This is a genomic window from Rhodopirellula bahusiensis (assembly GCF_002727185.1).
GTDB classification, from domain to species: Bacteria; Planctomycetota; Planctomycetia; order Pirellulales; family Pirellulaceae; genus Rhodopirellula; species Rhodopirellula bahusiensis.
The window spans coordinates 135070-159046 of the sequence record NZ_NIZW01000002.1 but is presented as its reverse complement, the minus strand read 5'-3'; the positions used below and the strand labels follow the sequence as shown (position 1 = coordinate 159046).

21 protein-coding genes are annotated in these 23977 nt (G+C 56.3%); 10 read left to right on the top strand and 11 right to left on the bottom strand.

Annotation, left to right across the window (positions count from 1 at the left end; translation table 11 throughout):
* The first annotated feature begins 77 nt into the window (after positions 1 to 77).
* Positions 78 to 860 (top strand): SGNH/GDSL hydrolase family protein, encoded by a 783-nt coding sequence (locus CEE69_RS03395; RefSeq protein WP_099259346.1) that lies wholly within the window; start codon positions 78 to 80, stop codon positions 858 to 860.
* Between the two features lie 41 nt (positions 861 to 901).
* Here CEE69_RS03395 and CEE69_RS03390 read toward each other — a convergent pair whose 3' ends face one another.
* Genes CEE69_RS03390 through CEE69_RS03380 form a run of 3 tightly spaced genes read right to left on the bottom strand, consistent with a single transcriptional unit; the run spans position 902 to position 3515 of the window.
* The gene (locus tag CEE69_RS03390) at positions 902 to 1876 is read right to left on the bottom strand and encodes a YdcF family protein (protein WP_233214577.1); all 975 of its coding nucleotides are present in this window, start codon (positions 1874 to 1876) and stop codon (positions 902 to 904) included.
* 56 nt (positions 1877 to 1932) lie between these two features.
* Positions 1933 to 2412, bottom strand: a complete 480-nt coding sequence (locus tag CEE69_RS03385; protein WP_099259344.1) for a peptidase associated/transthyretin-like domain-containing protein — start codon at positions 2410 to 2412, stop codon at positions 1933 to 1935.
* Complete coding sequence (locus CEE69_RS03380; protein ID WP_099259687.1) at positions 2412 to 3515, bottom strand: DUF1559 domain-containing protein; 1104 nt, start codon at positions 3513 to 3515, stop codon at positions 2412 to 2414. The genes CEE69_RS03385 and CEE69_RS03380 overlap by 1 nt, the downstream gene beginning before the upstream one ends.
* A gap of 798 nt (positions 3516 to 4313) precedes the next feature.
* Here CEE69_RS03380 and CEE69_RS03370 point away from each other — a divergent pair.
* From CEE69_RS03370 to CEE69_RS03355, 4 genes are all read left to right on the top strand, one after another.
* The gene (locus tag CEE69_RS03370; RefSeq protein WP_099259342.1) at positions 4314 to 5003 is read left to right on the top strand and encodes an ABC transporter ATP-binding protein; all 690 of its coding nucleotides are present in this window, start codon (positions 4314 to 4316) and stop codon (positions 5001 to 5003) included.
* On the top strand, positions 5000 to 5887 hold the full coding sequence (locus CEE69_RS03365; protein ID WP_099259341.1) for a DUF58 domain-containing protein: 888 nt from the start codon (positions 5000 to 5002) through the stop codon (positions 5885 to 5887). The genes CEE69_RS03370 and CEE69_RS03365 overlap by 4 nt, the downstream gene beginning before the upstream one ends.
* 338 nt (positions 5888 to 6225) lie before the next feature.
* Complete coding sequence (locus tag CEE69_RS03360) at positions 6226 to 7845, top strand: hypothetical protein (protein ID WP_099259340.1); 1620 nt, start codon at positions 6226 to 6228, stop codon at positions 7843 to 7845.
* Positions 7842 to 8312, top strand: a complete 471-nt coding sequence (locus CEE69_RS03355; RefSeq protein WP_099259339.1) for a hypothetical protein — start codon at positions 7842 to 7844, stop codon at positions 8310 to 8312. Before CEE69_RS03360 ends, CEE69_RS03355 begins: the two co-directional genes overlap by 4 nt.
* Before the next feature lie 26 nt (positions 8313 to 8338).
* Here CEE69_RS03355 and CEE69_RS03350 read toward each other — a convergent pair whose 3' ends face one another.
* Positions 8339 to 8905, bottom strand: coding sequence for a GNAT family N-acetyltransferase (locus CEE69_RS03350; protein WP_099259338.1), 567 nt, complete (start codon positions 8903 to 8905; stop codon positions 8339 to 8341).
* A gap of 72 nt (positions 8906 to 8977) precedes the next feature.
* On the opposite strand from CEE69_RS03350, the gene miaA reads away from it, so the two are divergent.
* On the top strand, positions 8978 to 9988 hold the full coding sequence (gene miaA, locus CEE69_RS03345) for a tRNA (adenosine(37)-N6)-dimethylallyltransferase MiaA (protein WP_099259337.1): 1011 nt from the start codon (positions 8978 to 8980) through the stop codon (positions 9986 to 9988).
* Here miaA and CEE69_RS03340 read toward each other — a convergent pair.
* Positions 9968 to 11176 (bottom strand): hypothetical protein, encoded by a 1209-nt coding sequence (locus tag CEE69_RS03340; RefSeq protein ID WP_233214576.1) that lies wholly within the window; start codon positions 11174 to 11176, stop codon positions 9968 to 9970. The genes miaA and CEE69_RS03340 overlap by 21 nt on opposite strands.
* Positions 11158 to 11559: a response regulator gene (locus CEE69_RS03335; protein ID WP_099259335.1), complete on the bottom strand. Its 402-nt coding sequence runs from the start codon at positions 11557 to 11559 to the stop codon at positions 11158 to 11160. Before CEE69_RS03335 ends, CEE69_RS03340 begins: the two co-directional genes overlap by 19 nt.
* Positions 11560 to 11879: 320 nt before the next feature.
* Between CEE69_RS03335 and CEE69_RS03325 the strand changes: the two genes are divergently transcribed.
* The 4 genes from CEE69_RS03325 (at position 11880) to CEE69_RS03310 (ending at position 18491) form a co-directional block, all read left to right on the top strand.
* On the top strand, positions 11880 to 12935 hold the full coding sequence (locus CEE69_RS03325; RefSeq protein ID WP_099259333.1) for an AAA family ATPase: 1056 nt from the start codon (positions 11880 to 11882) through the stop codon (positions 12933 to 12935).
* Positions 12932 to 14347, top strand: coding sequence for a DUF58 domain-containing protein (locus CEE69_RS03320; protein WP_099259332.1), 1416 nt, complete (start codon positions 12932 to 12934; stop codon positions 14345 to 14347). The genes CEE69_RS03325 and CEE69_RS03320 overlap by 4 nt, the downstream gene beginning before the upstream one ends.
* Before the next feature lie 379 nt (positions 14348 to 14726).
* Positions 14727 to 17177, top strand: coding sequence for a DUF1592 domain-containing protein (locus CEE69_RS03315; protein ID WP_099259686.1), 2451 nt, complete (start codon positions 14727 to 14729; stop codon positions 17175 to 17177).
* 21 nt (positions 17178 to 17198) lie between these two features.
* Entirely contained in the window at positions 17199 to 18491 is a 1293-nt protein-coding gene (locus CEE69_RS03310; protein WP_099259331.1) for a DUF1552 domain-containing protein, read from the top strand.
* Between the two features lie 137 nt (positions 18492 to 18628).
* Here the strand turns inward: CEE69_RS03310 and CEE69_RS03305 are convergent, their stop codons facing one another.
* The 5 genes from CEE69_RS03305 to CEE69_RS03285 form a co-directional block, all read right to left on the bottom strand.
* Entirely contained in the window at positions 18629 to 20260 is a 1632-nt protein-coding gene (locus CEE69_RS03305; RefSeq protein WP_099259330.1) for an FAD-dependent oxidoreductase, read from the bottom strand.
* A gap of 45 nt (positions 20261 to 20305) precedes the next feature.
* Positions 20306 to 20596, bottom strand: coding sequence for a putative quinol monooxygenase (locus tag CEE69_RS03300; protein WP_099259329.1), 291 nt, complete (start codon positions 20594 to 20596; stop codon positions 20306 to 20308).
* A gap of 68 nt (positions 20597 to 20664) precedes the next feature.
* Complete coding sequence (gene polX / locus CEE69_RS03295; protein ID WP_099259328.1) at positions 20665 to 22398, bottom strand: DNA polymerase/3'-5' exonuclease PolX; 1734 nt, start codon at positions 22396 to 22398, stop codon at positions 20665 to 20667.
* A gap of 43 nt (positions 22399 to 22441) precedes the next feature.
* On the bottom strand, positions 22442 to 23236 hold the full coding sequence (locus CEE69_RS03290) for an ATP-binding protein (protein ID WP_099259327.1): 795 nt from the start codon (positions 23234 to 23236) through the stop codon (positions 22442 to 22444).
* Positions 23226 to 23909, bottom strand: coding sequence for an MOSC domain-containing protein (locus tag CEE69_RS03285; RefSeq protein WP_099259326.1), 684 nt, complete (start codon positions 23907 to 23909; stop codon positions 23226 to 23228). The genes CEE69_RS03290 and CEE69_RS03285 overlap by 11 nt, the downstream gene beginning before the upstream one ends.
* Positions 23910 to 23977 lie beyond the last annotated feature (68 nt).

Genomic DNA, 23977 nt, shown 5'->3' with positions numbered 1-23977 from the left:
TTGCGACATCATTGTCCGACATCTTCCATGATAAACTAATGCGGTCCCGCCCCGTTCCACACCGTGAGTTTGCCCCGATGAACCAACTTCGCCCTCTGCGCCTCCTTCTTCTTTGTGCTTTGCTGGGTTCGCAAGCTGCATTGCTATGCCTGGGCATGCCGGCGACCGCGCAGGACTCTTCCGCAACGGTCGAAAAACAGTTTTTGATTCCCGAGACCGACGACTCGATGGCCGGGAAAGGTCCAGTTCGTCGGTACGATTGGATGAAGCAAGTGTGGCAGCGTCGCCGATCCACCTTCGATTCACGCAAGCAACAAGATCAAAACGCGATTGTGTTTCTTGGCGACTCCATCACCCAAGGCTGGGGCGACGATTTTCGCGGAGCATTCGCTAACCGAAAAGTCGCAAACCGTGGTATCAGCGGAGATACAACTCGCGGGATGTTGTACCGGCTGCAAGAAGACGTGCTGGATCTGGATCCTAAAGCGGTGGTCATGCTGATGGGCACCAACGATTTGGAAGAACACGCCACGCCGAAAGTCATTGCCTCCAACGTTCAGTTGATCATCAAAGACTTGCAATCTAGCGATTCAGAGATGCCGATCGTGCTTTGCCTGGTGATGCCCAGCAGCGAAACCAAGTCTCGTCCCGCGGCCAAAATCAAACGCCTGAACGAATTGCTGACGGAGATCGCCAGCGAACACGAAACGGTTCATCTGGTCGACACCTGGACACCTTTCGCGAACGAATCAGGCGACGCCACGGTGGAAGAGTTCCCCGACCTGCTGCACCCCAACGACGCTGGCTACAAAAAATGGAAGGCCGCTCTCGAACCCAAGTTGAGTGAACTCAAACTCTAACGTTCAGCAGACCCGATCCCCGCGACTTATCACCCCGCGGCTCACTGCCCCACCATTTTCGCGATCGTTTCCTTGAACATTTTCGCGACGGTATCGAGGTTCTCTGCTCTCGGAACCAGCGACGATGCAACCCAAGGCCGATCATTGTTTTCGGCTCGAAAGGCACACGGCAGCGGGATCAGCTCAAGCGAGGATGCTTTCGCCAACCGCAGCGCACGTGGCATATGAAACGCACTGGTGATCAATCCCACTTGGAGTTCACCCGATTGCTCCTCGTCGGTCCGCCCAAGCGATCCAAATTCAGCTGGCGGCGAGTCCATCAACTCTCTCAGCGACTGCATTTCCGCTCGCGTGTTGACTCCCTCGATTCGAACGATCGCTGCCTCTGGCACACCCAACGACAACAGTAACTGAGTCGACTGTTTCCAGGGCGGCTCGTATCCGTCCGTGGAAGATCCCGTGACGATAATCATTCGCGTAGCACCGGCGTGATATGCCTGAGCCGCTGAAATCACCCGTTCGCCATCTCGTCCCAGTTCATAGAAACCGGCTGTGATCGCAGATGAACCGCCGCCCAACACAACCACGGCATCCAACGGTCGTTCCAACTTGCGTTGTTCCAACGCGGGGTGAGGTTCGGATCGTAGCGGGCTTTCGACCTGCCCGCTCATCCAATTCGCAAAGTCACCATTGGCGACGATCCCCCAAACCAAAAAGCAAGTGAACCACGCGATCGGTTTGACCACCGAGTGAAACCCTCGACGCCACTGCGAAAAAGCGAATGCGGTCAAAGCAAGCAACCCCAGCCAAACCAAACCGACCGGCTGAATCAAATCGGTTCCGCACCTCATCCCAGCAACAAAACCCTGTTGCATCCACGTCACGACAACCAGCAACAACACGAGTGCAGCCGGGACGGCGAGCGCAACGACGATGCCCGAACAGCACGAACGAGGTTTCACCGTTGATTGAGTCGGCTGGTCTTCGGCGGGATCAATGGAAGGGTTTGCATTCATGCGGCCCATCATAAACAGATGGGAACGAATGGTTTCGCGGAATGCGAGTCAGCCAGCTACTTCGGAAGAATCGTCAGGTTGATTTCGTTGGTGCCAGACTCAACGGTGACCATCTCGGACAGCGTGACTTCAGTCGGCGGGGCCATGCCACCTGAACGTGGACGAGACTTGCTGGGACTTTCAGCCGGACCGCTCGGCATACTGGGTGCCCCCATTCCTCCGGTCATGATCTTCACGCGGTGCTGCCCCGTGACCGCACCTGGCATGTCCTTGCTGTACTCCAACGTGTAGCGTCCTTCCTGGTCTGACTTCCCGAAAGACTGTCGACCCGAAACAGGATAAAAGGTGATCGAGGCACCCGGGACGGGATCCCCGTCCATGCTGACCACCCCCGTGACTTCACCCGTCTCAGGACCCGATGGCCCGCATCCCGACACCGCTGCCATCAAGCCAACCAGCAGCATGCTTGGGCCGAGCAGAAAGAACCGTTTTCGCATATTCGGCGTCTCAATCGAGGTCATTTGTTTGATCGTCATCACTCGAGTTCCTCCATGCCGGAACGGTCCGCACGATCCATCAACGCCGTGTAGACTTCGAACTGAATGCTATCGGTAATGAACTGAACGGACCCGTCGGCCAGCACGAACTGAGCCCCACCGGCGTGCTGCGATCGAAAGGCAGTGTTATTGAAGGCCGTTTCCATGCCGTTCTTTTGCCAACCACCGTCGTAATTCAGTCCACCCCAAGACGGCCAATCGTCGCCGGAGTAATTGATCGGATATCGAGTCACGACATAATTGTTTTTGTTGCTAGACGCCGTCGCGGTTCCACAAGACCACATTCCACCGAGCACGGCTCCGGCTCGGTGATCATTGAAACCGTCGTGAACGCCACCTTGCTCGCCCACCGCGATCGTGTGCGAAGTTCCGTCCAACAGCGAGGCAAACTTGGTGAGCGTCCCCGGCCAAGGCGTATCGAAACGCATCGTCATACCGAAGAAACCATTGTCCGCATGGACACCGCCCCAATCCCAAACCGCGGTCGGATGATCTTCAATCGTTCCGCCGCGAAAGTTGCTGCCGCTGTTGCCAGCGTAGTCAGGAATTTGCACTTCGATATTGGCGGGTGCACCCAAAGCCTGCGTGCCACTGTTGGTCGGATAGATATTGGTTTTCGCGAGCACACTCGATGGGCACCAAAATCCTGGCACCCGTGCTCGATCCATTTCTTCCCAGTGGACCACGGGAGCCGCCCAATCCGCATTGATTGCATCGAAAGATGACGCGGAGAAGTCAATTCCATCGTAGATCGCTGACTGTTCCAACTGAGGCAAAATGGCAATGAACCAAGATGACTTCCGGGACCAACCATTCGCCGTGTAGTCCTCCGCGCGGCCAGACGCGGGAAACGACTTGAACGTCGAGTGGTAGTTGTGCAGCGCCAATCCGATCTGCTTCATGTTGTTGCTGCAGCTCATCCGGCGAGCGGCCTCACGAGCAGACTGCACAGCAGGCAGCAACAACCCAACCATCACTCCGATGATCGCAATGACGACCAGCAGTTCAACCAAGGTGAAACCACGTCGTGTGCGAATCGTATGATCGGCGCCGTCCGGACAAACGTGGGAACGCGATGACATAGTCGGATACATCAACATCGGACTCTCGATAAGACAGGGATTTGGTAGGAGGGCATCGAGCGAACTCGACCCTTTGGACGCCCCGATGTCACGCAACCATCATTCCGCCGCCCAAAACCTCGATTTCGCGATCACACCGTTTGCAAACCATTCGCTTGGAAATGCGCACACGAGAAAACCGGCTCCGAATAACGCCCTGCAAACCGACATAAAGCGAGTCTCTATGTGCCGCAAATCACCCTCTATAGAACGCAAAATCTTAATTTCTTGGTCAGTTTTTGCATTTCGTTTGCTGGACGAGCGGCCCACGCTTCTTTCGAAACATCCAGCCCGCGCGGCAAATTCGCATTTTTGTTTAAAAAAATTGCGGCAACGCCCAAATTTCAAGCGAACTGTCGCCACGGATTGGCGGTACTTCTCACTCAGTTTCAATCTGCTCCACCAGCCCGCAATTCATCGGCTTAGGTTTGATCTGACGATGCGGCACGGTCTAGTCGTCCCATGTGTTCCATAACGGGCTGTTGATTGAATGAGCCGTTCCGCGTTAGCGGCGGTTGATCAGACGCCAACCGGGGCCAACGCGCATCGGCTAATTGCTGTCATTCGGTATACGACTAAATCAACAGCCCGATAGCAAAGAACCGCATCAGCAGTAGTCGATTCAAGCTTCACTTCAACCGAAGACCGCACCACAACTGAAGAGCATTTCAGGCCGCCTCGTTCGCATCGAGACGGTCATGCGGAAGACTGTTAGACTGAGTCGGTTGCATCCCAGTCGTTAAAACGGAGTCCACGGACGTGTTGGTTGTTTCCGAGCTGTCGAAATCGTATCCCACCGCGGGCGAACCGCTGTCCGTCTTGCGAGGCGTCAACCTCGAGCTTTCCCCCGGACAATCTGCCGCGATTGTTGGTCCAAGCGGAAGTGGCAAGACAACGCTGCTACAAATTCTTGGAACCCTCGACGAACCAGACTCTGGTTCCGTCCAAATTAACGGCCAAGATCCGTTTGCTCTCGATGCACGCGAGCGAGCCGCCTACCGAAATCAAACGATTGGGTTCATCTTCCAAGACCATCATCTGCTGCCTCAGCTGTCCGTGACGGAAAACGTTCTCATCCCCGCCTTGGCGAATGGAAAACCAACCGGCGACGATCTCTCACGAGCAAGCGAATTGATCGACGCGGTGGGTTTATCACACCGAGCCACCCATTTGCCTCGCGAATTGTCTGGTGGCGAACGCGAGCGGGTCGCAATCGCACGAGCATTGTTGATGCAACCAGCGGTCGTTCTCGCTGACGAACCAACCGGCAATCTGGATTCCAAGACCGCGAAAACGATCACGGAGTTGTTGCTGCGTTTGCAATCCGAACAGAACACGGTTTTGGTGACGGTCACGCACTCGTTGTCGCTCGCCGACGAAATGAACGAACGCTTTGAGTTGGTCGATGGAGCCTTGGTTCGTCGCGAAAGATTTGGCATCACCGCATGACATCGACTCTTTCGCCGGAAACGTTGCAGCAGATCAAGCGACTCGATTTGAAGGCTCGCATGGTCGTGCGCGGATTCTTGCAAGGTTTGCACAGCAGCCCGCTGCAAGGTTTTTCGGTTCAATTCAGCGATCACCGTCGTTACGCACGTGGCGATGATCCAAAGTTGATCGATTGGCTGGTCTACGCGAAAACGGACAAGCACTATATCAAGCGGTTCGAAGCGGAAACCAACCTGAACGGTTTCTTGTTGATGGACCTTTCGAAATCGATGGGTTTCCGTCAGGGAACCTCGATGACAAAGTTCGAATACTCAACGTGCTTGGCTGCGGCGCTGACGTATCTGATGTCGCTGCAAAAAGACCCAGTGGGATTGCTCACCTTCGACGATAAATTGCGAGCAATCTTGCCCGCCCGAAGTCGCCGTGGACATCTCGGAGACGTTCTGGCGGCCCTGTCCGGGATGACTCCGGAAGGCACAACCGAACTGCCAAATTGCTTGGTTCAGGTTGCCGCCATGCTGAAGCAACACAGCCTCGTGATGCTCTTCTCCGACTTGCTGGGCGATCCCGAGGAAACGCTCGCGGCCCTGGCCCGACTACGACACGGCGGCCACGATGTGATCGTCTTTCATGTGCTCGACGACGCCGAAGTACGCTTTCCCTACGACGGTCCCGTGGAATTCGAGGACCCTGAAACTGGTGAGCTGGTCACGGTTGACGCGACGGGATTCCGAGCCGAATACCTCGATCAAATCGCCGCCTTTCGCGAAACGTACTCGCAAGGGTGCTCGGCACTGCGAATCGATTACGTCCCGCTGGACACCAGCATGCCGTTTGATCGAGCGCTCACCGAGTACCTGCAGCAGCGCCAGGCGAGGTTCTAAGCCGGCCAACTCATGGCTGCACGATTCGCATCTTCCGAACAATCCCAACTGAACGCATCTGCAGAGCGTTTCCACGCACCTGTTGCGAACAATGATCCGATTGTGCCGGCCATGAATCTGTGACGGGTTCTTTTTTCGGAACCCTTTGACCGACACTTGCCAACCAAGGGGTACTTTTGTCTGGGCACAGTCTCGAGAGATGAGAGCGACCAAGCACGCGCCGGCGGTGACACCAAACTCACTCGGCACGCGTTTTGTAAATCACTCCTAAACGCGTTGAATTTCAATCGCGAGACGACGCCCAGGTCTCACGCAAACCCTTTCCGGCCACTTGAGTCATGACTTCCCTGGGCGTCACCTTCGAAATACTCACGACACACCCGTCTCCTAGTGCCGGAGAAGTGCTGAGGCATGGTGCGACCAGCAACGACCCGTCGAGTCGTCAAAGTTGCCTGCGAGCTCTCGCGCGTCGCAAGGACGTGAAGTCGCTCAATTGGCTGATCAATCGTTTCGAGAAGTATCACGACGACTTGCTCTCGGTGCTGACCACATCCACTGGCCAAGTTGATGCCGGCTACCTGGGCACCGCTGTCTCCAAGCAGCTTGCCAAAGGCGGATGGAACCAGGCGATTGGATTGCGACTGATCGACATGGTCGATTGCCTCAACCAAACTTCCGCCTTGGCTACATTGATCGACCTGGCACAAAACCATGACGATTCGCTCATCCGTGCCGCTTCGGGCGAAGTCACCTTGTCACTCGCAAGTCCGCTGTCCAAAACGATCCGACACCGGAACAATAGCGAGCGAATGGATCCTGAGGCGGAACGATTCAGGCAATCAATCGCGGAGCGTCTGGGAGCCTCCGTCGAGAGATACAACGCTCACCGAAACAACGATCTACTGGATGCGTTTCTGGTCATATCAGATTGGAACGATGCGCTACTGCAGCGTTTGATGGGTGATGAATCGCCCACGCAAGAAACACTCCTGCGTCGGATGCGAACCAGTGAACATCAATCGGTTCTGCAACTTTTGGCGGGCTTCATACGACGTCGAAAGATCCCCGGGCCGGTGATCGGATTGTTGTTGCGTCGCCACGATGCAAAATTCTGTGAGACCTTGCTCGAGACCATCGGGGACGCTCCCACACCGGTCACCACGATCAATTTACGCGAGTACGGATTGCCCGATTGCTTGCGTGGCGGCGAGTCGTTCATGCGATCACTCGGCAGTGATCGCGACGCGGCGATGTGCAACGCCTACTCCATCGCGATGCCACACGAAACCGAATCCATTCACATGGTCTTCGCCATGCTGGAACGAGACGGCCTCAACGCGACCCATGCCGCGGAACTGTGTTTGAAACGCATCGAAGCGCCACAATTGGCCGACTGGGTCACGGTTCTAGAAGATTCGGTCGAGCATCGAGCGGCCCTGAATGAGAACACCAACCCATCCGACAACGTCCAGCAAGACGCCGGACTCGATCGGCCAATCAAATTGCTCGACAAATTGATCGACCTTTCCGATCACGAGTCCAAACCGCTCGCCCATGCGGCTCAAGCACTGCTTGCTCATCTGAACACCGCCGAGGTGCTCCCCGTTTTCGCGGAACTTTCACTTGAGGTTGGGCAGCAACTTGGTCGTGTCCTGATGCAAACTGACGCTAGCACTCTGGACATGATTCGCCAGGGACTTCGCCATGCGGTCATGCAGAACCGACTGGATGCAATCGCGTTCGCTGAGTCTCTTGGCTTGATTGATTTGATGATCGATCCGCTTCGACAAATTGCTCAGACAGACCACCAATCGGCAAAACTTCGGACCGCCCAAGCACTGGCACGCGGAACCGGATCTCAATCCGAAGCTGTGTTGCGAGAACTTTGCACCATCCAAAATGGGTCACTCCGCGATGCAGCGGTTGCGGCAATGGAAGAACGAGGACTGACGGTATGATCTCACCCGCTAACATGGATCTCACGCAGGTCACTCCTTTCTTCGCCGACTCCGACATCAGCCATTCACTGCCGCTGATGAATGTCACGCGCATGACCGACTTGGCTCCGCAATACCAAGTCGTGTCGGAAGATTCATCGATCCCGATGATCGTGATCGTCGGCGTCGTGCTCGCCTTGACAGCGATTGCCGGCGGTGTGACCTGGTACTACCGAACACGCGAACCGGAAGTCCCAACCAGCGACGCACTGACGATGGACCTTTGCCGAGCACACGGTCTGTCGATCTACCACCGAGGCTTGATCGACCGGTTGGCGACCGCTGCCGAGTTGCCTCACACCGCCGAAATGTTTCTGTCGCCATCACACTTCGATGCTGCCGTTGCAAAGGCCAAGCAATCAGTTCGACTGCGTCGCCATCACCATGGCTGGCTAGGCGAAATCCGTCGGATGCTATTTGACGCCTAAAGCAATCGTTCGCGGGAAAACTCGATTCAAACGCCTGCGACTTCGCAAGCTTTGTAGACCACTTTTGCTTGGCGGAATCCAATTCGCTCGTACAGTCGAACCGCATGCGTGTTTGCGGTCGTGACTTCCAGGTGCATGCGTTTCAGCCCCGCGGATTTGAACCCCGATGCGGATCGCATCATCAGCAAACGGCCCAAGCCATTGCCGCGGTGTTCCGGGACGACGCCCAAGTTTTGCACCGCGCCCCACTCATCCAGATCCAACCCTTGGATGGTGCCCACAGGAATCGGTCGGCCTCCCGGACGATCTCGATAACGAATCAACCAAGTCGCCTCCGGAACAAACGCGGCACGACTGGAAATTTCTCGCATCAATCTCAGGCAACCGTCGCGGCGTCCAAGACAAGGAAACACATCCGCGTCCATTTCGCTGCGGAAGGACTGAAATTTGGCCGCCGCATGTTCGCGGACCAATCCTTCTTCAAACGCCACCCATTCGTAACCGCGAGCGGCTAAATCAGGTGCGTCCCAAGAACCGCTCCACTCGCGCAGATTCATCTCCATGCGGTAACGGCGAAAGTAAGTCATGCCCACTCGGGTTGCCCCCTTTCCTGGATCACGGTCTCTTGTGAACAATCCAGTTTACCACATCAGCTGACTTTCGAGATGCAACCTGACACGCGATCCCAGCCCTTTGCCCCATTGTTCGATGACGTGATCGTTCTGACCGGTCCGACCGCTTCGGGCAAAACAGAACTGGCCCTGCGGGTCGCGGAAACTTTGGCATCCAAAACGAAAGGCCGGCAAGAAATTGAAATCCTTTCGCTCGACGCCATCGCGGTCTACCGCGGCATGGACATCGGCTCGGCGAAGCCCACCCCCGAACAACTAACCCGAGCCCCCCACCATTTGATCGATTTGGTCGATCCCTGGGATGAGTTCAGCGTCGCCGAATATCTGCAATCCGCTCACGCGCGCATCCAAGACATTCTGAAACGGGGAAAACTTCCCATGTTTGTCGGTGGCACGCCGATGTACTTGAAAGGCGTTCTGCGTGGGTTCGATGCTGGCCCGCCTGCCGACGAAGCGTTTCGAAACGCAGTCGAAGAAGATCTGCGTCAACATGGAATTAGCGCACTCCGAGAACGATTGCAACAAGTCGATCCGTTGTCGGCGGCAAAGATCGATGCGGGCGACTCACGGCGAATGATTCGGGCACTCGAGTTCGCTCGTGCGACCGGAACACCGATCAGCCATCGCCAACTGCAGTTCGACTCCGCACGTTCCAGCGACGACGGTTTGGTCTTTGCACTTCGTGTGCCTCGTCCGATTCTGCATCAACGAATCGAAACACGCGTCGACGAGATGTTCGCGGAAGGTTTGGTTGCCGAGGTGCAAGGCCTATTGGCTCTCGATCAACCGCTCTCCAAGACATCACGCCAAGCGGTTGGCTACCGCGAGATCATCGAAGCGATCGCAGCGGGCGACACCCCGGAGACCGCGGCGGAACAAGTCGTCTTTCACACCCGGCGATTGGCTCGACGACAAGAAACCTGGCTGCGATCGTTCTCCGAAATTCGCGGCCTCGGATCCTTCGAGGCCAATTCGGCTCCGGACATCGATCAGTGTGTGGAAACGATGGTCGAAACCATCCTGTCATTCGGACGCGGACGCTGACTCGAGCGAACTGGTTTCACAAATCCAGTTCCAGTCTCCATCGCTTTCAAAGTGTTCGCGAGAAAAATACATCGCTCGATTGTTTCCTAGATGCCAAACCAGTTTCTCGTCAATCCATTCGGTTCTCAGGTACTCGCTGCGAAACAGACGGATGCCATTCGTTTCATTGACGCTGACAACTTCATCTTCGCTGATCCATCCACGCTGGCGCCACGAAAATTCCTGAGACGGAACCGCCATCCAACGCCAACTGTTGTAAAAGTATCGCAACGTGCCGAGCATCAACAGCAATGATCCGACCGCCAACACGGTGAAACCGAAATGCCAGGCGACCGACATCCCGACTCCGTAAGTAACCACCAGTCCACCGTTGCGATACATGATTCCACGCACCGCTCCATGGTCCACCGGCATCTGAAGCGTGACTTGCCCGTCGAATGTAACGGCCGAATCCGGGCGGACTCCTAACTGCTTGCAATTGGATTCCATGACAGCGTCCAGATCCAACTGCGACGCATCATGTTCGCGCCAGACGGATTCAAGCTGTTTCCACACAGATGACTCGAACCGATCGAACAACCGCTTGGCCAAATAAAGCTGGACGTATGGACCTCCCTCCAACAACGGAACTTTTACACCGTGACGGTTCAACTCAGCCCGTCTGCAGTAGTCCGCGTTCAAGTAGTGGGTTCGTTCGCCGTCGTTGAACAACAAACCATTGGCAACGAATCGGCCGACGGCACGCCCGACCAAATCGGGGCGTTGCTTCAACGCACGACGCATCCGTCTGCCAGGACTGACATACTGCGTAGCGAGAGCGAATCCACTCGCGACTCCAAAACAGCAGACAAGCTTGGTAAATGTCTCGGAATCAAAACCATTCCGCACCGCATTGATCGAGACGACAGTCCCACCAATTACAAACGCAGGAATAAGAAATCCCCACATCAACACCGCCAATAGAAACCCCAATCCGCGTTGTGGTATCAATCGCCGAATGTCATCCGAAGTGATTTCGCCATCGAAAGCGAGATAAATTCCAACTTGATCGGAATTGGTCGCCGGATTGGGGTCCGTTCCATCCAACCGCATCGACGTCGCATACGGATTCACCAACGCTCGATGCAACTTGGACGACGAGGTTTGTTCGACGTCGCTGCCACCGTCCGTCATTCCGGTGGAAGCCAACCATAAGTCTCGGTCAGACCGCCGCACACGATTTCCCGAAGCTTGCCTAAACGAACCGGCTTACGAAGAATTTTGTACGCTCGCATTCGGGCCGCTTCACGCTCGATAGCTTCATCCATCAAAGCGCTCATCAAAACATATGGCATTGCATTGGGACGTTGCGAAAGAATCCGCATCACGTCCAGTCCCGTCACTCGCGGCATGTGCACGTCGAGCAACACCATGTGAATCGCGGTCTTTTCAATGACACGCAGAGCCTCGTCGCCGTCAGCGGCCTGTTCCGTCTTCACGCCACGGCGCACAAGAGCCTCGCAAACCACGCCGCGAAAATCGGCGTCGTCGTCGGTCACCAAGACTGTTGGGATCATGCCAGCGTCGACCATGGCTCATTCACACCCCCGCAAACAGAAAATGAGTTTTGATTCACGTTCAATTGTGAATCCCTTCATTATACGTCACAGGCTCGGTTTTGGGTTGCTCGCCCCGCAAGAGAGTTTTTTCCGCACGATCCACCCATCCGGCCCAACCAATTCTTTCGGAGAATCAACCCTGCCGGAGGCCCACCTGATTCACCGACCGTTTCGCAACCCAGCAAACCGTCACGGCGATCGAAATTCCCGGCTATCATGATACATCGCGTCGCGGCTCCGTTCCGCCACGCAACCTTTTCAATCGGAGTCATCCGTCACCGGAGCGTTTGCCCTTGAATTCCAAAGCGACCCCGCCAGCCGCTCCTCGTGGCGACGCCAGCCCTCAACCGCCAACCGCCTCGAAAACGTCCGCTCCGAAATCGGCGAACAACGCTCCCGCTGATGTTTCGGCCGTCGCGGAACTTTCCAAACGCGTCATCGGCAACGTCGAAAATGCGATCGTGGGCAAACGCAAACAGCTCGTCCTTTCGATGGTCGCTTGGCTCAGCGGAGGACACATTCTTCTCGAAGACGTTCCCGGTGTGGCCAAAACGATGCTCGCCCGAGCCCTCGCGAAAAGCCTCGGTTGTCACTTCAAACGAGTCCAGTGCACTCCCGATTTGTTACCCACCGATGTCACCGGCACATCGATCTTCAACCAGAAAAACTCCGAGTTTGAATTCCGCCCCGGCCCGGTGTTCACGCAGATTCTGCTCGCCGATGAAATCAACCGAGCCACGCCGCGAACCCAGGCCTCGTTGCTCGAAGCGATGGCGGAAGCCCGCGTCACGGTCGACGGGAAATCCTACACGCTAAATCCTCCGTTCCTCGTCATCGCCACTCAAAACCCCGTCGATCACGAAGGCACCTTCCCGCTGCCCGAAGCCCAACTCGACCGTTTCCTCATGCGTTTCTCGTTGGGTTACCCATCCATCGAAGAAGAGCTGCGGATGCTGGATTTGCTGCAGTTCAAACATCCGGTTGATTCGATGTCCGCGGTCGCAACCGCCGAACAATTGGTCGCGGCTCAACAAGCGATTCGATCCGTTCACGTCGACCCGCGAGTCCGCCACTATCTGCTTCAAATCGTTCACCAAACTCGGCACAACGAAAACTTGGCTCTCGGAGGCAGCCCTCGCGCGACGATCGCCTTGTTCCGATGCAGTCAAGCGATGGCGGCCATTCGCGGCCGAACGTTTGTGACCCCCGACGACGTCAAGAAAATCATCGCTCCCGTGATGAACCACCGTTTGATCCTGCGACCGGAAAGTCGACTTCGGAAGCTGACCACGGAAAAGGTGCTCGAGGAAATCCTCAGTGAAATCGCGGTGCCCACAATCTCATCATGACGGACAACGGCAACGCATCGGAATCGCCATCCGATCCGCCCGCTCCTTCGCGTTGGCTGACAATCATCGTCGTGTGCGCGATCGTTGTCATTCTGGGTATGGTCGCCGGTGCTGGGTTGTGGATGACCGCCGCGATCACCGTGGCCGCGGTCGTCGCAATCGGCAACTGGGTCGCCACCCAGTGGTCCGCGGGAGTCGTTGCCGTTCGCTTGGACTCACCCGAAGAAGGCCGTGACCTCGAGGTCGTGATTGGATCACTGGTTCCGGTCACGGTCGAAGTCACCAACCAAGGCAAACTGCCCGTTGCCTGGGTCCTGGCCGAAGACCTGATCCCTCGCGCCGCCACACAACAAGCCCGCCAAGCCGACGGCATGGCAATCGATCCACGCACCACGCCGCTCCCCATCGAAGGCGCCCGTTTGGCTGTCATGGCGTTGTTGCCCGGCCAGACCAAACGAATCGAATACTCGGTACGTTGCCACCGTCGAGGCTACTTTCAAATCGGTCCAACGGTTCTGGAAACCGGCGACCCCGTCGGCATGTTTCGCCGTTATCGATTGGGAGCTCGACCGATGTTCGTGACCGTGCTTCCGAAAGTCCAACTGCTGTCGACTTACGAAATCGGTTCGCGTCGCCCGATCGGTGAAATTAAAATCCGAGCCTCTTCCATGACCGATCCCACGCGACTGCGAGGTATCCGGCAATGGCAGATCGGCGATCCTCTGCGTAGCGTTCATTGGGCCGCGACCGCTCGAACCGGGATCCTGCACAGCAAAGTCTACGAGCCCTCCTCGGTCGCCGGTGCGACGATCATTCTGGACTTGCATGTCGATACCAATCCCGATCAACACGAACCACTGCGAAGCGATCTGACGATCACCACCGCGGCTTCCATCGCCGCGGCACTGCACGACGCTGGCGAACCCTTTGGATTGGCCACCAACGGACGCGACGCAGCGGACCGGATCCGCACCGAGGGCTTTCGCGGCGACCATCGCGTACGTGATGCATCCGTGAAAGCAGCCTCGCTCAAACAACTTAATGAGCGATTGCGACCGGTGCTCGTGGATGTTGATCGCGGACCGGTTCACCTGAAAGAGATGTTCCGCACGCTAGCTCGACTGGAACGAACCGATGGTTTGACGCTGGCCGAGTTCCTGGTCGAAACCGAGTCGCAACTTTCCAGCGAGACAACCATGTTGGTGATGTTGCAACAAGCCACCGAAGCCGACATCGCGGCCTTGGTCGGACTGTCTCGTCGCGGTTGGGCGATCGCCGTCGTGATCAACACACTCGACATCGATCGATACTCTCGCATGGCCGGTCCGCTGTTGGCCGAACGCATCCACGTCAGCCATCTGCAAGACGAAGACAGCATCATGGACGTGTGCCGAGCCCAGATGGCACGATGAGCGTGTCGTCTCCATAGACCAATTGAGACACCCAACAAATCGCTTCAAGAAACCCGCCACTCTATAGCCTTCGCATTGAACGCGGCTTCTGAACCGTTTCATAGGATCAATGCGACATGAATCCCCGGTCGGACGTGCGCAAAGTGCTCCAATCCGCCGAACAAGCGTTGAATTTTGGATCGGGTAAGAATACGTTTCAATTGGAGTTCGTCGTAAAATCATCCGCAGATTCACGGCCTGTTCTCTCCCGCCCCCTCCCCACCCAAACACGACGTTGCACGAAGTCGTCACCGACAGATCTCGGCGGCGATTCCTGCTTGGTGTTTCCACCAACGTCGCGAGGCCCGCCTCTCCATCTGGCATCCCACCGTTGCAACTGATGAAAACTAAGTCGTTCCCTTTCGACGTTCGTCGCCTCCCGATCGCATTGACCTTGCTCTCCGCGATTGCTGGTCCATCATCCACGTTGCCGAATGCTTCCGCGGGCCAACCTCCCGAGCAACTCACCGAGTTCCTGGAACTGAACTGCACCTACTGCCACGACTCCTCTACACAAGAAGGGGACCTGGACCTCGAGTCGCTGACATTGGAACTGGCCGACCCCGACAACTTCCATCTTTGGGAACGCGTCTTCGATCGAATTCGCGAAGGAGAGATGCCACCGGAAGAAGACTTGGATCCCGCCGAGTCCCAACCGTTCTTGGCAAAGCTACACGGAATCCTCGACGGAGCCGACAACGACCGCATCAACACCGAAGGCCGAGTGCCCACGCGACGCCTGACGCGAACTCAGTACGAGCGCAACGTTTGCGATTTGCTTGCGATCGATGTCCCTCTGCGTGAATTCCTTCCCGAAGAATCTCTCGCGGATGGGTTCGACACGGTTTCCAGCAGTCAACAAGTTTCGGACCATTCGCTGGCAGCCTACCTCGATGCAGCCGACTTCGCGCTGCAAACCGCATTCGATCAACTGCTCGGGTCCGATGCCTCGGTCGATGGTTCCCCCGACACAATCCACCTGGACTGGAACAAGCTTCGCCGAAACGAAAAACGAACGAACCGCGAGCCCGAAGGACGTCCCGATCACAAGGACATTGTCTCGTGGTCCAGCAGCCAAAACTTCTACGGACGAATGCCAGCGACGTCGGTTCCAGAAACCGGCCGCTACAAAGTTCGAGTGAAAGCCCGCTCGGTCAACACTCCGAAAATGGGTCGCGTCTGGTGCAGCGTCAACAGCGGCGTGTGTTCGGGCAAAGCATCCACGATGTATTGGATCGGAAGCATCGAAGCGACGGATGAAACTCAGGTCTACGAATTCGATGCGTGGATTCGCGAAGGCCACATGCTGCAGATCGTCCCCAATGACTACGGCATTCGCCGCGTCGCAGCCAAAGCGGTGGATTCGAAACCTGGCGTGGTGGAAGAAATGGGTGTCGCTGGGATCGCGATTGAGTGGATTGAGCTGGAGCGACTCCGGGGCGACCGCGAAAAGATCAAAGTGGCTCTGGTCGGTGACTTAGAACTCCAACCCATCGATGCAACCAACAAACGTTCCAAGCAACGTTTCAAAATCGTCTCGGCTAACCCCAAACAGGACCTGAAACAACGAATCCACGCCTTTGCCGAGCAAGCGTTCCGGCAAGAAGTCGATCCGTCAGAGTTGGACACCTATTTCGAATTTGCTGAGGCGAGACGTCAGGCCACACGCTCCATGCAGGACGGTCTGCGTGCGGGCTACCGAGCCATCCTGTGCTCATCTCGTTTCCTCTACTTCGATGAATCGCCCGGCGTCTTGTCCGACGAAGCTCTCGCGAATCGGCTCAGCCATTTCCTTTGGGGACGAGCACCGGACGACGAACTTCGACGCCTCGCTCGCTCAGGCAAACTTCGCGAGCCGGAAGTCTTGCGAGCCCAAACCGAACGATTGCTGAACGATCCGCGATCACAGGTCGCAATCAACGAGTTCACCAATCAGTGGCTGGAACTCTACGAACTCAACAGCACCACGCCGGATGGCAAGCTGTATCCCGAATACGATGTCATTTTGCATCAATCACTGCCCGATGAAACGCACGCCTATGTGACGGAACTGGTTCGTGAAAACCTATCCGTGACCAACCTCGTCGATTCGGACTTCACGTTTCTCAATCAACGCTTGGCTCGCCACTATGGCGTCGACTGGCCCGGCGGAACCGACATGCAACGCGTCGCGATCGATGACGATTGCCGACGAGGCGGCATCATCACTCACGGCAGCGTCCTGAAAGTCACGGCTAATGGCACCACCACGTCACCAATCATTCGTGGCATTTGGATGCTGGAGAAAATCATTGGCGAGCACGTGCCGCCACCGCCCGCCAACGTTCCCGCGGTCGAACCGGATATCCGAGGTGCAACATCGATTCGCGACCAACTCGACAAACACCGCAACATCGACAGCTGTGCTGCTTGTCATGTCAAAATTGACCCACCGGGCTTCGCGCTGGAAAGCTACGATGTGATCGGTGGATGGCGGGAGCGTTACCGTGCCGCTTCTCCCAACAAGAAACAACGCTGGGTGCCCGGTCTGCCAATCGACCCGAGCCACGCTTTCACCAGCGGGGAAGCCTTCGACGACATCGAAGGCTTGAAAGCGATCCTCACGAAAAGACCGGAACAATTGGCGAAGAACCTTGCATCCCAATTTGTGACCTACGCGACGGGAGCGTCACCAACGTTTGCCGACCGAGACGAATTGCAACGCATCGTCGCCGCGACCCAGCCAACGGACTACGGCGTCCGATCACTGATCCACGAAGTGATCCAAAGCCCGCTGTTCCAAAACAAATAGACCTCCACAAAATTTGCCGTTATGAATACCAAACCCTTTGTGAACAACCAATCGTTGTCTCGCCGAACCGTGCTCCGGGGCGCCGGCGTCACCATGGCTCTGCCTTGGTTGGACTCGATGGTGCCCGCCTTCGGCCGCGAAGCGACCTCCGCGGCCAACCCTCCGCGTCGATTCGTTGGCATCAGCAACGCTCTGGGATTTCACGGGCCATTCTTGTTCCCGAAAAAGAGCGGTCGCGACTATGAAACGACGCGGTATCTGAAACCAATCGAAGACCTGCGTGATCAATTCACAATCATTTCGGGAGCATCTCACCCCGGCGTCGGTGGCGGCCACAAAGCCGAACCGTGCATCCTTTCCGCAGCTCCTTACAGCGGATCCAACTTTCGCAACACGATCTCGCTGGACCAACTGATGGTCCGAGAACTCGGGGGTCAGACCCGATTCCCGTCGTTGGTCCTCAGCTCCAACGGCACCACCGGCACGTCGTACACTGCGAACGGGTCGATGATCCCGCCGATCAATTCACCACAGAAGTTGTTCGCACAACTGTTTATCGACGACAGCCCCGCTGCTCAGAAAGCTCAAAAACAACGTATTCGCGAAGGCCGCAGCATCATGGATCTCGTTGCGGCAGAAGCCAAAACGATGCAGCGTCGATTGGGGCCAACCGATCGCGAAAAGCTGGATGCCTACTTCACCAGCGTTCGCGATCTAGAACGTCGCTTGGACATGAACCAAGGCTGGGCGGAACGAGCCAAACCCAAAGTCAACGAAAAAGCACCGGCGCCAGTTTCCGACAACAGTCACACGATCGCGAAACAATCCGCGATGCACGACGTGATTTACCTCGCCATCCAAACCGACAGCACGCGGTTCATCACCATGCACACCGATGGCGGTGGCGAACGCGTTCCATTGGAAGGCGTCGACCAGGGATATCACCAACTCAGCCACCACGGCCGCGACGAAGACAAGATCACACAACTTGGAATCATCGAAGAAGCCCAAATGCGATCCTGGGGCAACCTGGTGAGACGACTTCACGAAACGCAAGAAGGCAACGGAAACCTGCTGGATCAAACGATGCTGCTGCTCACATCCAACCTGGGCAACGCATCATCTCACGACACCAAGAACATGCCCGTGGTGGTCGCCGGCGGTGGATTCCGTCACGGTCAACACCTCGCGTTCGACAAGACCAACAACTACCCGCTACCGAACCTGTACACCTCAATGCTGCAACGCCTCGGCCTCGAAGTCGACTCTTTCGCAAGTGCCACCGGCACCATGCGAGGCCTCGAGTTCGCCTAAGTTCCTAGCGGAGCGGCGTGAGCCGCCCGGTAATGAGTTCCTAGCGGAGCGGCGCGAGCCGCCCGGTCCGTCACCGGAGGGCTCGCGCCCAACCGCTATGATTTGCGATCGCAACACTTACGAAACAAAACCAAACCTCACTGCAGATACTGATGCACGCACGTGATCGCCAGAGCCCCATCACCGACTGCGAAGGCGCATCGCTTGGTGGTTCCGCTTCGAACATCGCCGCACGCGAACACGCCGGGGTTGGTCGTTTCCAATTCGCACGGCGTCCGTCCTTCAGGCAACTTCTCGTGATCATGAATCATCGGCCCGGTCATCACAAAACCGCGTTCATCCAACGCCACCGAATCGGGTAGCCATTCGGTGTGCGGCTTCGCTCCGACAAAGATAAATGCCGAAGGACAATCCAACGTCGACCGTTCGTCCGTTTGATTGTTTCGAATGCCGACTTGCTCGAGATGTTTGTCTCCGACCATTTCACTGATTTCGGTGTGATACATCACTTCAATGTTCGGTTGCTTCTCGATTCGGTCCGCCAAGTAACTGGACATTCCTTTTCGCAAGTCACCTCCACGAAGCAAGACACGAACGTCGCTGGCGTGCTGCGACAAAAACATGGCGGCTTGTCCGGCCGAGTTCCCACCGCCAACGACAACCGCGGTCGCCTCTCGGCAAATCCGGGCCTCCACCGAGGTCGCGGAATAGTAAACGCCCATGCCCTCGAACCGTTCACAAGCATCCAACGGCAATCGCCGATACGACGCCCCCGTCGCAATCAACACCGTCCGCGTGCGAACCTTTTGCCCAGTGCAAAAGTCGACTTCGTAGTCACCATTCTCAGCCTTTGACATCGACGCAACCGACACGGGTGCGGTGAACTGCGCCCCAAATTTCAACGATTGCAGGTAACCTCGGTTCGCCAAATCCGCGCCAGTCAAACCGGCCGGAAACCCCATGTAGTTTTCAATTCGCGAACTTTGCCCGGCCTGCCCGCCAGGTCCCATTCGATCAACCACCAACGTCTGCAACCCTTCGGATGCACCGTAGACCGCGGCTGCCAACCCGGCCGGTCCAGCACCAACGATCAGAACGTCGTAGGTCTGATCAGGAATCTCACGACAAATGCCCAAGCATTCTGCGACATCGGCAAGCGACGGTTTGCGAACCATTCTTTTGCCGCAACCCAACACCGGAGTGTCTTCCTCGGTGACGTCCCACTCACGCAGCAGGTTTCGACCTTCCTCTGTCTCAGTGTCAAACAACGTGTGCGGTACCTTGTTCTTGTAAAAGAACTCACGCAGATGCATCGTCTCTTTCGAGTGGCTCGAGCCCGCCAAACGAATTCCCAAAAACCCGGACGCTTCCAGTCGTTGACGACGAAGTTGAAACGCATCGAGCAACTTGTCGCTCAGCGTCGGGATCTCGCCCAGCATTCGGCGAATGCGGCACGCGGTCACCTCAATCGTTTCGCAGTCCCCTTTGGCAACTGCACTGATCACCGCCGGACGCCCCGTCAAAAGGTCGACATCGCCGGAAAACGATTTCGCTTCATGCAACGCCACCTCGCGAGGTTCGCCATGAGAATGGTCCAAGATACGAACCGCACCGGACTTGATCGCGAAAAACGAGTAGTCCATCTCACCTAGATCGAACAGCAGATCGCCGTCGGCGAATCGACGAACCGTCCCAATCTCTTCCAAACAAGCCAACTCATCCTCGGTCAACAGAGGAAAGGCCGCGGTGTCGGGCAGTTCATTGAGCATGGTTCGGTTCCGTTGTGATGAATGGCGGATTCGCCTCTTTCGACTCTAAGAAAGCTGCGTCATTTCATGAATGTGAATGTCTTCCACGGCACCTTCGGTCGCTGCTCCGAAATCCTTCAACGGCTGACCAGCCGTGTGTTGCTGCCACAATTCACGTGATTCCCAGTTTTCATAGAACATGAAGTGAGCCGGGTTTTCGTTGTCCTGGTGCAAGTCGTAGTTCACGCACCCTTCTTCCTTCAGCGTCGGTGCGATCAACTTCACGAGTTCGCTCTTCACGAGGTCGACTTGATCTTCTTTCGCGGTGATGTGAGCGACGATGGTCAGGATTGCCATGACAATTCAATGGTTGTTTGAGGGAACGTTCCACCATCAGACGATCCATGGTGCAAACGAAAGAGAGTTTAGCTGCCAACTTCGGCTAGCTTTTTAGAAAAGGCCTCGTAGGGCAATGTGTTGGCAACATCGGCCGAAGTCAGCCCACCGCGGCGAGCCTGCCGGATTCCGTAACGCATCACCCACAGCCCATCCGTGACGTGAGCGTCGGTGTTGATCACGATCGGAATACCTCGTTTCTTCGCCGCCGCCAGGTGAACGTCGTTCAAATCCAGCCGAGCCGGATTCGCATTGAGTTCGAGAAACTTGTTGTTCTCTTTCGCGGCCTGCATCACGGCATCCATGTCAACGTCGTAAGCCTCGCGGCGATTCAAAATCCGACCTGTCGGGTGAGCAATGCAGTCCACGTGTGGGTTCTCGATCGCACCCAGGATACGGTCTGTGATCTGATCGCGAGGCTGCTTCTGCCCGTAGTGAACACTTCCCAGAATCCAATCGCCTTGTTCCAACACCTCGTCAGGCAAATCCATGCCACCGGCTTCAAGAATATCGCACTCGATGCCTTTCAGGATGACCAAACGGCCTTCGTACTGCGGACGAATTTCGTCGATGATCTCCCACTGCTTGAGCAATCGTTCGGCGTCCAATCCGCCCGCCATCGTCACTCGTTTGCTGTGGTCAGTGATTGCGATGTACTTCAAACCTCGCTCGATCGCCGCATTCGCCATCTCCGCGATCGTGTTCTGGCCATCGGTTGCCGAAGTGTGCATGTGCAAGTCGCCGAGCACATCGTCGGTGTCAATCAGATCAGGTAAGTCACCGTCTGTTGCCAACTCGAATTCATGGCGATCTTCGCGCAACTCCGGCGCAATCCATGGCAAACCGATCGATTGATACACGTCTTCTTCCGTCGCGCCTGCCACGCGAGATTCGTCGTCCAGCTTGAACACGCCGTACTCGTTGATCTTGTACCCGTGTTCCTTCGCGATTCGGCGAACATGAATGTTGTGAGCTTGGCTGCCGGTGAAGTACTGCAGCGCCGCCCCGAACTCTTCAGCGTCCACCAATCGCATGTCGACCTGGAACGCTTTGCCGACACGGATTGACATCTTTGTGTCGCCGCGTCCGATGATCGACACCAAGCCAGGAAAACTCGCAAGATGATCCATCGCGGCGGCTCGGTCTGAAGCAACCGCCAACAAATCCAGATCACCAACCGTGTCACGGCCTCGTCGATAGCTGCCCGCCCATTCCATTTGCTCGATCACGTCGCAAGCCTGCATGTGCTTGCCGATCTCGCGGGTGAGATCATCTGCCTTCGACCAGTAGATTCGCTCCGACGCCGCTTTCGCGATCGCCATCCCGTCCAGGATCGCCGCTTCCGTCTTTTTGGCGAAACCTTTCAGGCTGGCGACACGTCCTTCTCGACACGCTGCCGCCAGATCTTCCAGCGACTCGATGCCCAATTCTTCGCGAAGCTTGCTGGCCTTCTTGGCACCCAGCCCGGGAATCCGTGACATTTGAATCACGACCTCCGGGACCGCCTCTCGCAACTTTTCCAATTGCGGAAGCGAGCCTGTCTCTAAGAGAACCTTGGTTTTCTCCGCGATGGTTTTGCCAATCCCGGGCAGTTTCGACAAATCTCGATCCGGATCCGACGCCAAATTCGCGATCGGTTCATCGAGGTCGCGAATTGCACGAGCCCCGTTCTGGTACGCACGGATTCGGAAAGGGTTTTCACCTTGAAATTCGAGTAGCTCAGCAAGCTCTTCGAAGACGGCGGCAACAGCGGAATTGTCCATGGGAAGATTCGAACAAGGCTTCTCGGGCGGTCAACAGAAGCCCTCATTCGACGTCGGAGGCAGCTTCCTTGCAATGGTGTGGCCAACTCATCGTCACCTTGGTTCCCGATTTGTCATCGGATTGCAACTTCAACGCCCCCGCCAACGCATCAATCACCAACGAAGCCACCGTCAATCCCAACCCAGCACCTTCGCGTCGATCTTTGCCGGTGCCCAAGCACTCAAACGGCTCGCAGATTTTTTCTGCGTACTGCGTGTCAAATCCGATGCCATTGTCTTCGACCGCAACCGAAATCATGTCGCTGGTTTGTTGAATCGCCACGACGACTTTGAGTGGTCGCGATTCTTCGGCGAAAGAGATCGCATTTCGCAGCACTTGCTGAATGGGAATTTCCAGCAGACTACGATCCACACACGTTTTGGTATCGCCTTGAACCGTCAAGACTGACGCATCCCCACCAACCTTTTGCCACGCGTCGGCCACCAACTCAGCGACACCGTACGCCTCTTCCGAAAAGCGTTGGTTCGGATTCGCGGCGGTGGCGTGCAACGTCTCGATGCTTCTCATGTGCAACGACACCATGTTCGTCAACTGCTGCATCCGCTCGGCGGCGGTGCGAACGGTTTGCAAAGAACGTCGGGCATCATCCAAATCCAATGGTTCGGTCAATGCCTCGTCCACAAAGCCTGAAAAGAAGGACACGTGCCGCGTCGGAGCACTCAAGTCATGCATCAAACGACGCAAGTACTTGGTGTCGATGACCGGACCGGAAGCCGCCGCAGGCGACGGTGAGGCTAGATCAACGGTAGTTCCATCCAGCGATGGCTCAAGAGACATGTTTGGCACTCCGACGAATCAAGTTTTCTTTCCAAGCTTCTGACAAATGCTGGCATCCGGCCAACCGAAGATCCGCCGCGGCATCACGAGGTTTCGCAAACAATATGTCGTTCGCAACATCGATGGTGAACTCGGGATGAGGCCGTTCGACCAAACTCAGCGTTTGACCGGCTTGCAGATCCCCACGATGTAATACCCGCATGTACCACCCAGTCCGCCGCGTTGCCTGAACTCGCACCGCTAACTTAGGCAGCCCCCAACGTTGGGACAACTTCCAACACGGCTCTCGAGGCTGTGAAACTTGCAAGCAAAGACCACCAGCAGTCGCAGATTGGCACTCAAAAATATCACCGACGCACACTTCGGACTCGAGCATGCCGGAAAGAGTCAGGTTTTCTCCAAACGCACCGGATCCCCAATTGATCTCAGGAAATTCGGTTTTCCAAAAAGAATAGTGCGATTCGCAATAACCCAAGACGGCCTTGTCGACTCCGCCATGGTGCACTTTGTCCGCTTGTTCATCACCGTCCAGACCTAACTCCGAAGTCGGCACCGGACCGAACACGACACTTTTTTCAATGGCGGATACCCAGGGTCGATTCGGATCGCCATTTTTGAAATAAGACTGGCAAGCCCCAATTTGAACAGAAACAATTCGCAACGAATCAGTCATCGCTAGCCCCCTCGTGCACACGGCAACAATCATTGTCGGTAATCTGTCCGGCAACCCACCTTGGACGT

Excerpts from the sequence above, each read along its gene's own strand:
- CEE69_RS03310 (WP_099259331.1), top strand. The coding sequence starts at position 17,199 with ATGAATACCAAACCCTTTGTGAACAACCAATCGTTGTCTCGCCGAACC.
- CEE69_RS03300 (WP_099259329.1), bottom strand. The coding sequence starts at position 20,596 with ATGGCAATCCTGACCATCGTCGCTCACATCACCGCGAAAGAAGATCAA.
- CEE69_RS03315 (WP_099259686.1), top strand. The coding sequence starts at position 14,727 with ATGAAAACTAAGTCGTTCCCTTTCGACGTTCGTCGCCTCCCGATCGCA.
- CEE69_RS03365 (WP_099259341.1), top strand. The coding sequence starts at position 5,000 with ATGACATCGACTCTTTCGCCGGAAACGTTGCAGCAGATCAAGCGACTC.
- CEE69_RS03360 (WP_099259340.1), top strand. The coding sequence starts at position 6,226 with ATGACTTCCCTGGGCGTCACCTTCGAAATACTCACGACACACCCGTCT.
- CEE69_RS03320 (WP_099259332.1), top strand. The coding sequence starts at position 12,932 with ATGACGGACAACGGCAACGCATCGGAATCGCCATCCGATCCGCCCGCT.
- miaA (WP_099259337.1), top strand. The coding sequence starts at position 8,978 with ATGCAACCTGACACGCGATCCCAGCCCTTTGCCCCATTGTTCGATGAC.
- polX (WP_099259328.1), bottom strand. The coding sequence starts at position 22,398 with ATGGACAATTCCGCTGTTGCCGCCGTCTTCGAAGAGCTTGCTGAGCTA.
- CEE69_RS03380 (WP_099259687.1), bottom strand. The coding sequence starts at position 3,515 with ATGTCATCGCGTTCCCACGTTTGTCCGGACGGCGCCGATCATACGATT.
- CEE69_RS03385 (WP_099259344.1), bottom strand. The coding sequence starts at position 2,412 with ATGACGATCAAACAAATGACCTCGATTGAGACGCCGAATATGCGAAAA.
- CEE69_RS03390 (WP_233214577.1), bottom strand. The coding sequence starts at position 1,876 with ATGAATGCAAACCCTTCCATTGATCCCGCCGAAGACCAGCCGACTCAA.
- CEE69_RS03395 (WP_099259346.1), top strand. The coding sequence starts at position 78 with ATGAACCAACTTCGCCCTCTGCGCCTCCTTCTTCTTTGTGCTTTGCTG.
- CEE69_RS03285 (WP_099259326.1), bottom strand. The coding sequence starts at position 23,909 with ATGACTGATTCGTTGCGAATTGTTTCTGTTCAAATTGGGGCTTGCCAG.
- CEE69_RS03305 (WP_099259330.1), bottom strand. The coding sequence starts at position 20,260 with ATGCTCAATGAACTGCCCGACACCGCGGCCTTTCCTCTGTTGACCGAG.
- CEE69_RS03335 (WP_099259335.1), bottom strand. The coding sequence starts at position 11,559 with ATGGTCGACGCTGGCATGATCCCAACAGTCTTGGTGACCGACGACGAC.
- CEE69_RS03355 (WP_099259339.1), top strand. The coding sequence starts at position 7,842 with ATGATCTCACCCGCTAACATGGATCTCACGCAGGTCACTCCTTTCTTC.
- CEE69_RS03290 (WP_099259327.1), bottom strand. The coding sequence starts at position 23,236 with ATGTCTCTTGAGCCATCGCTGGATGGAACTACCGTTGATCTAGCCTCA.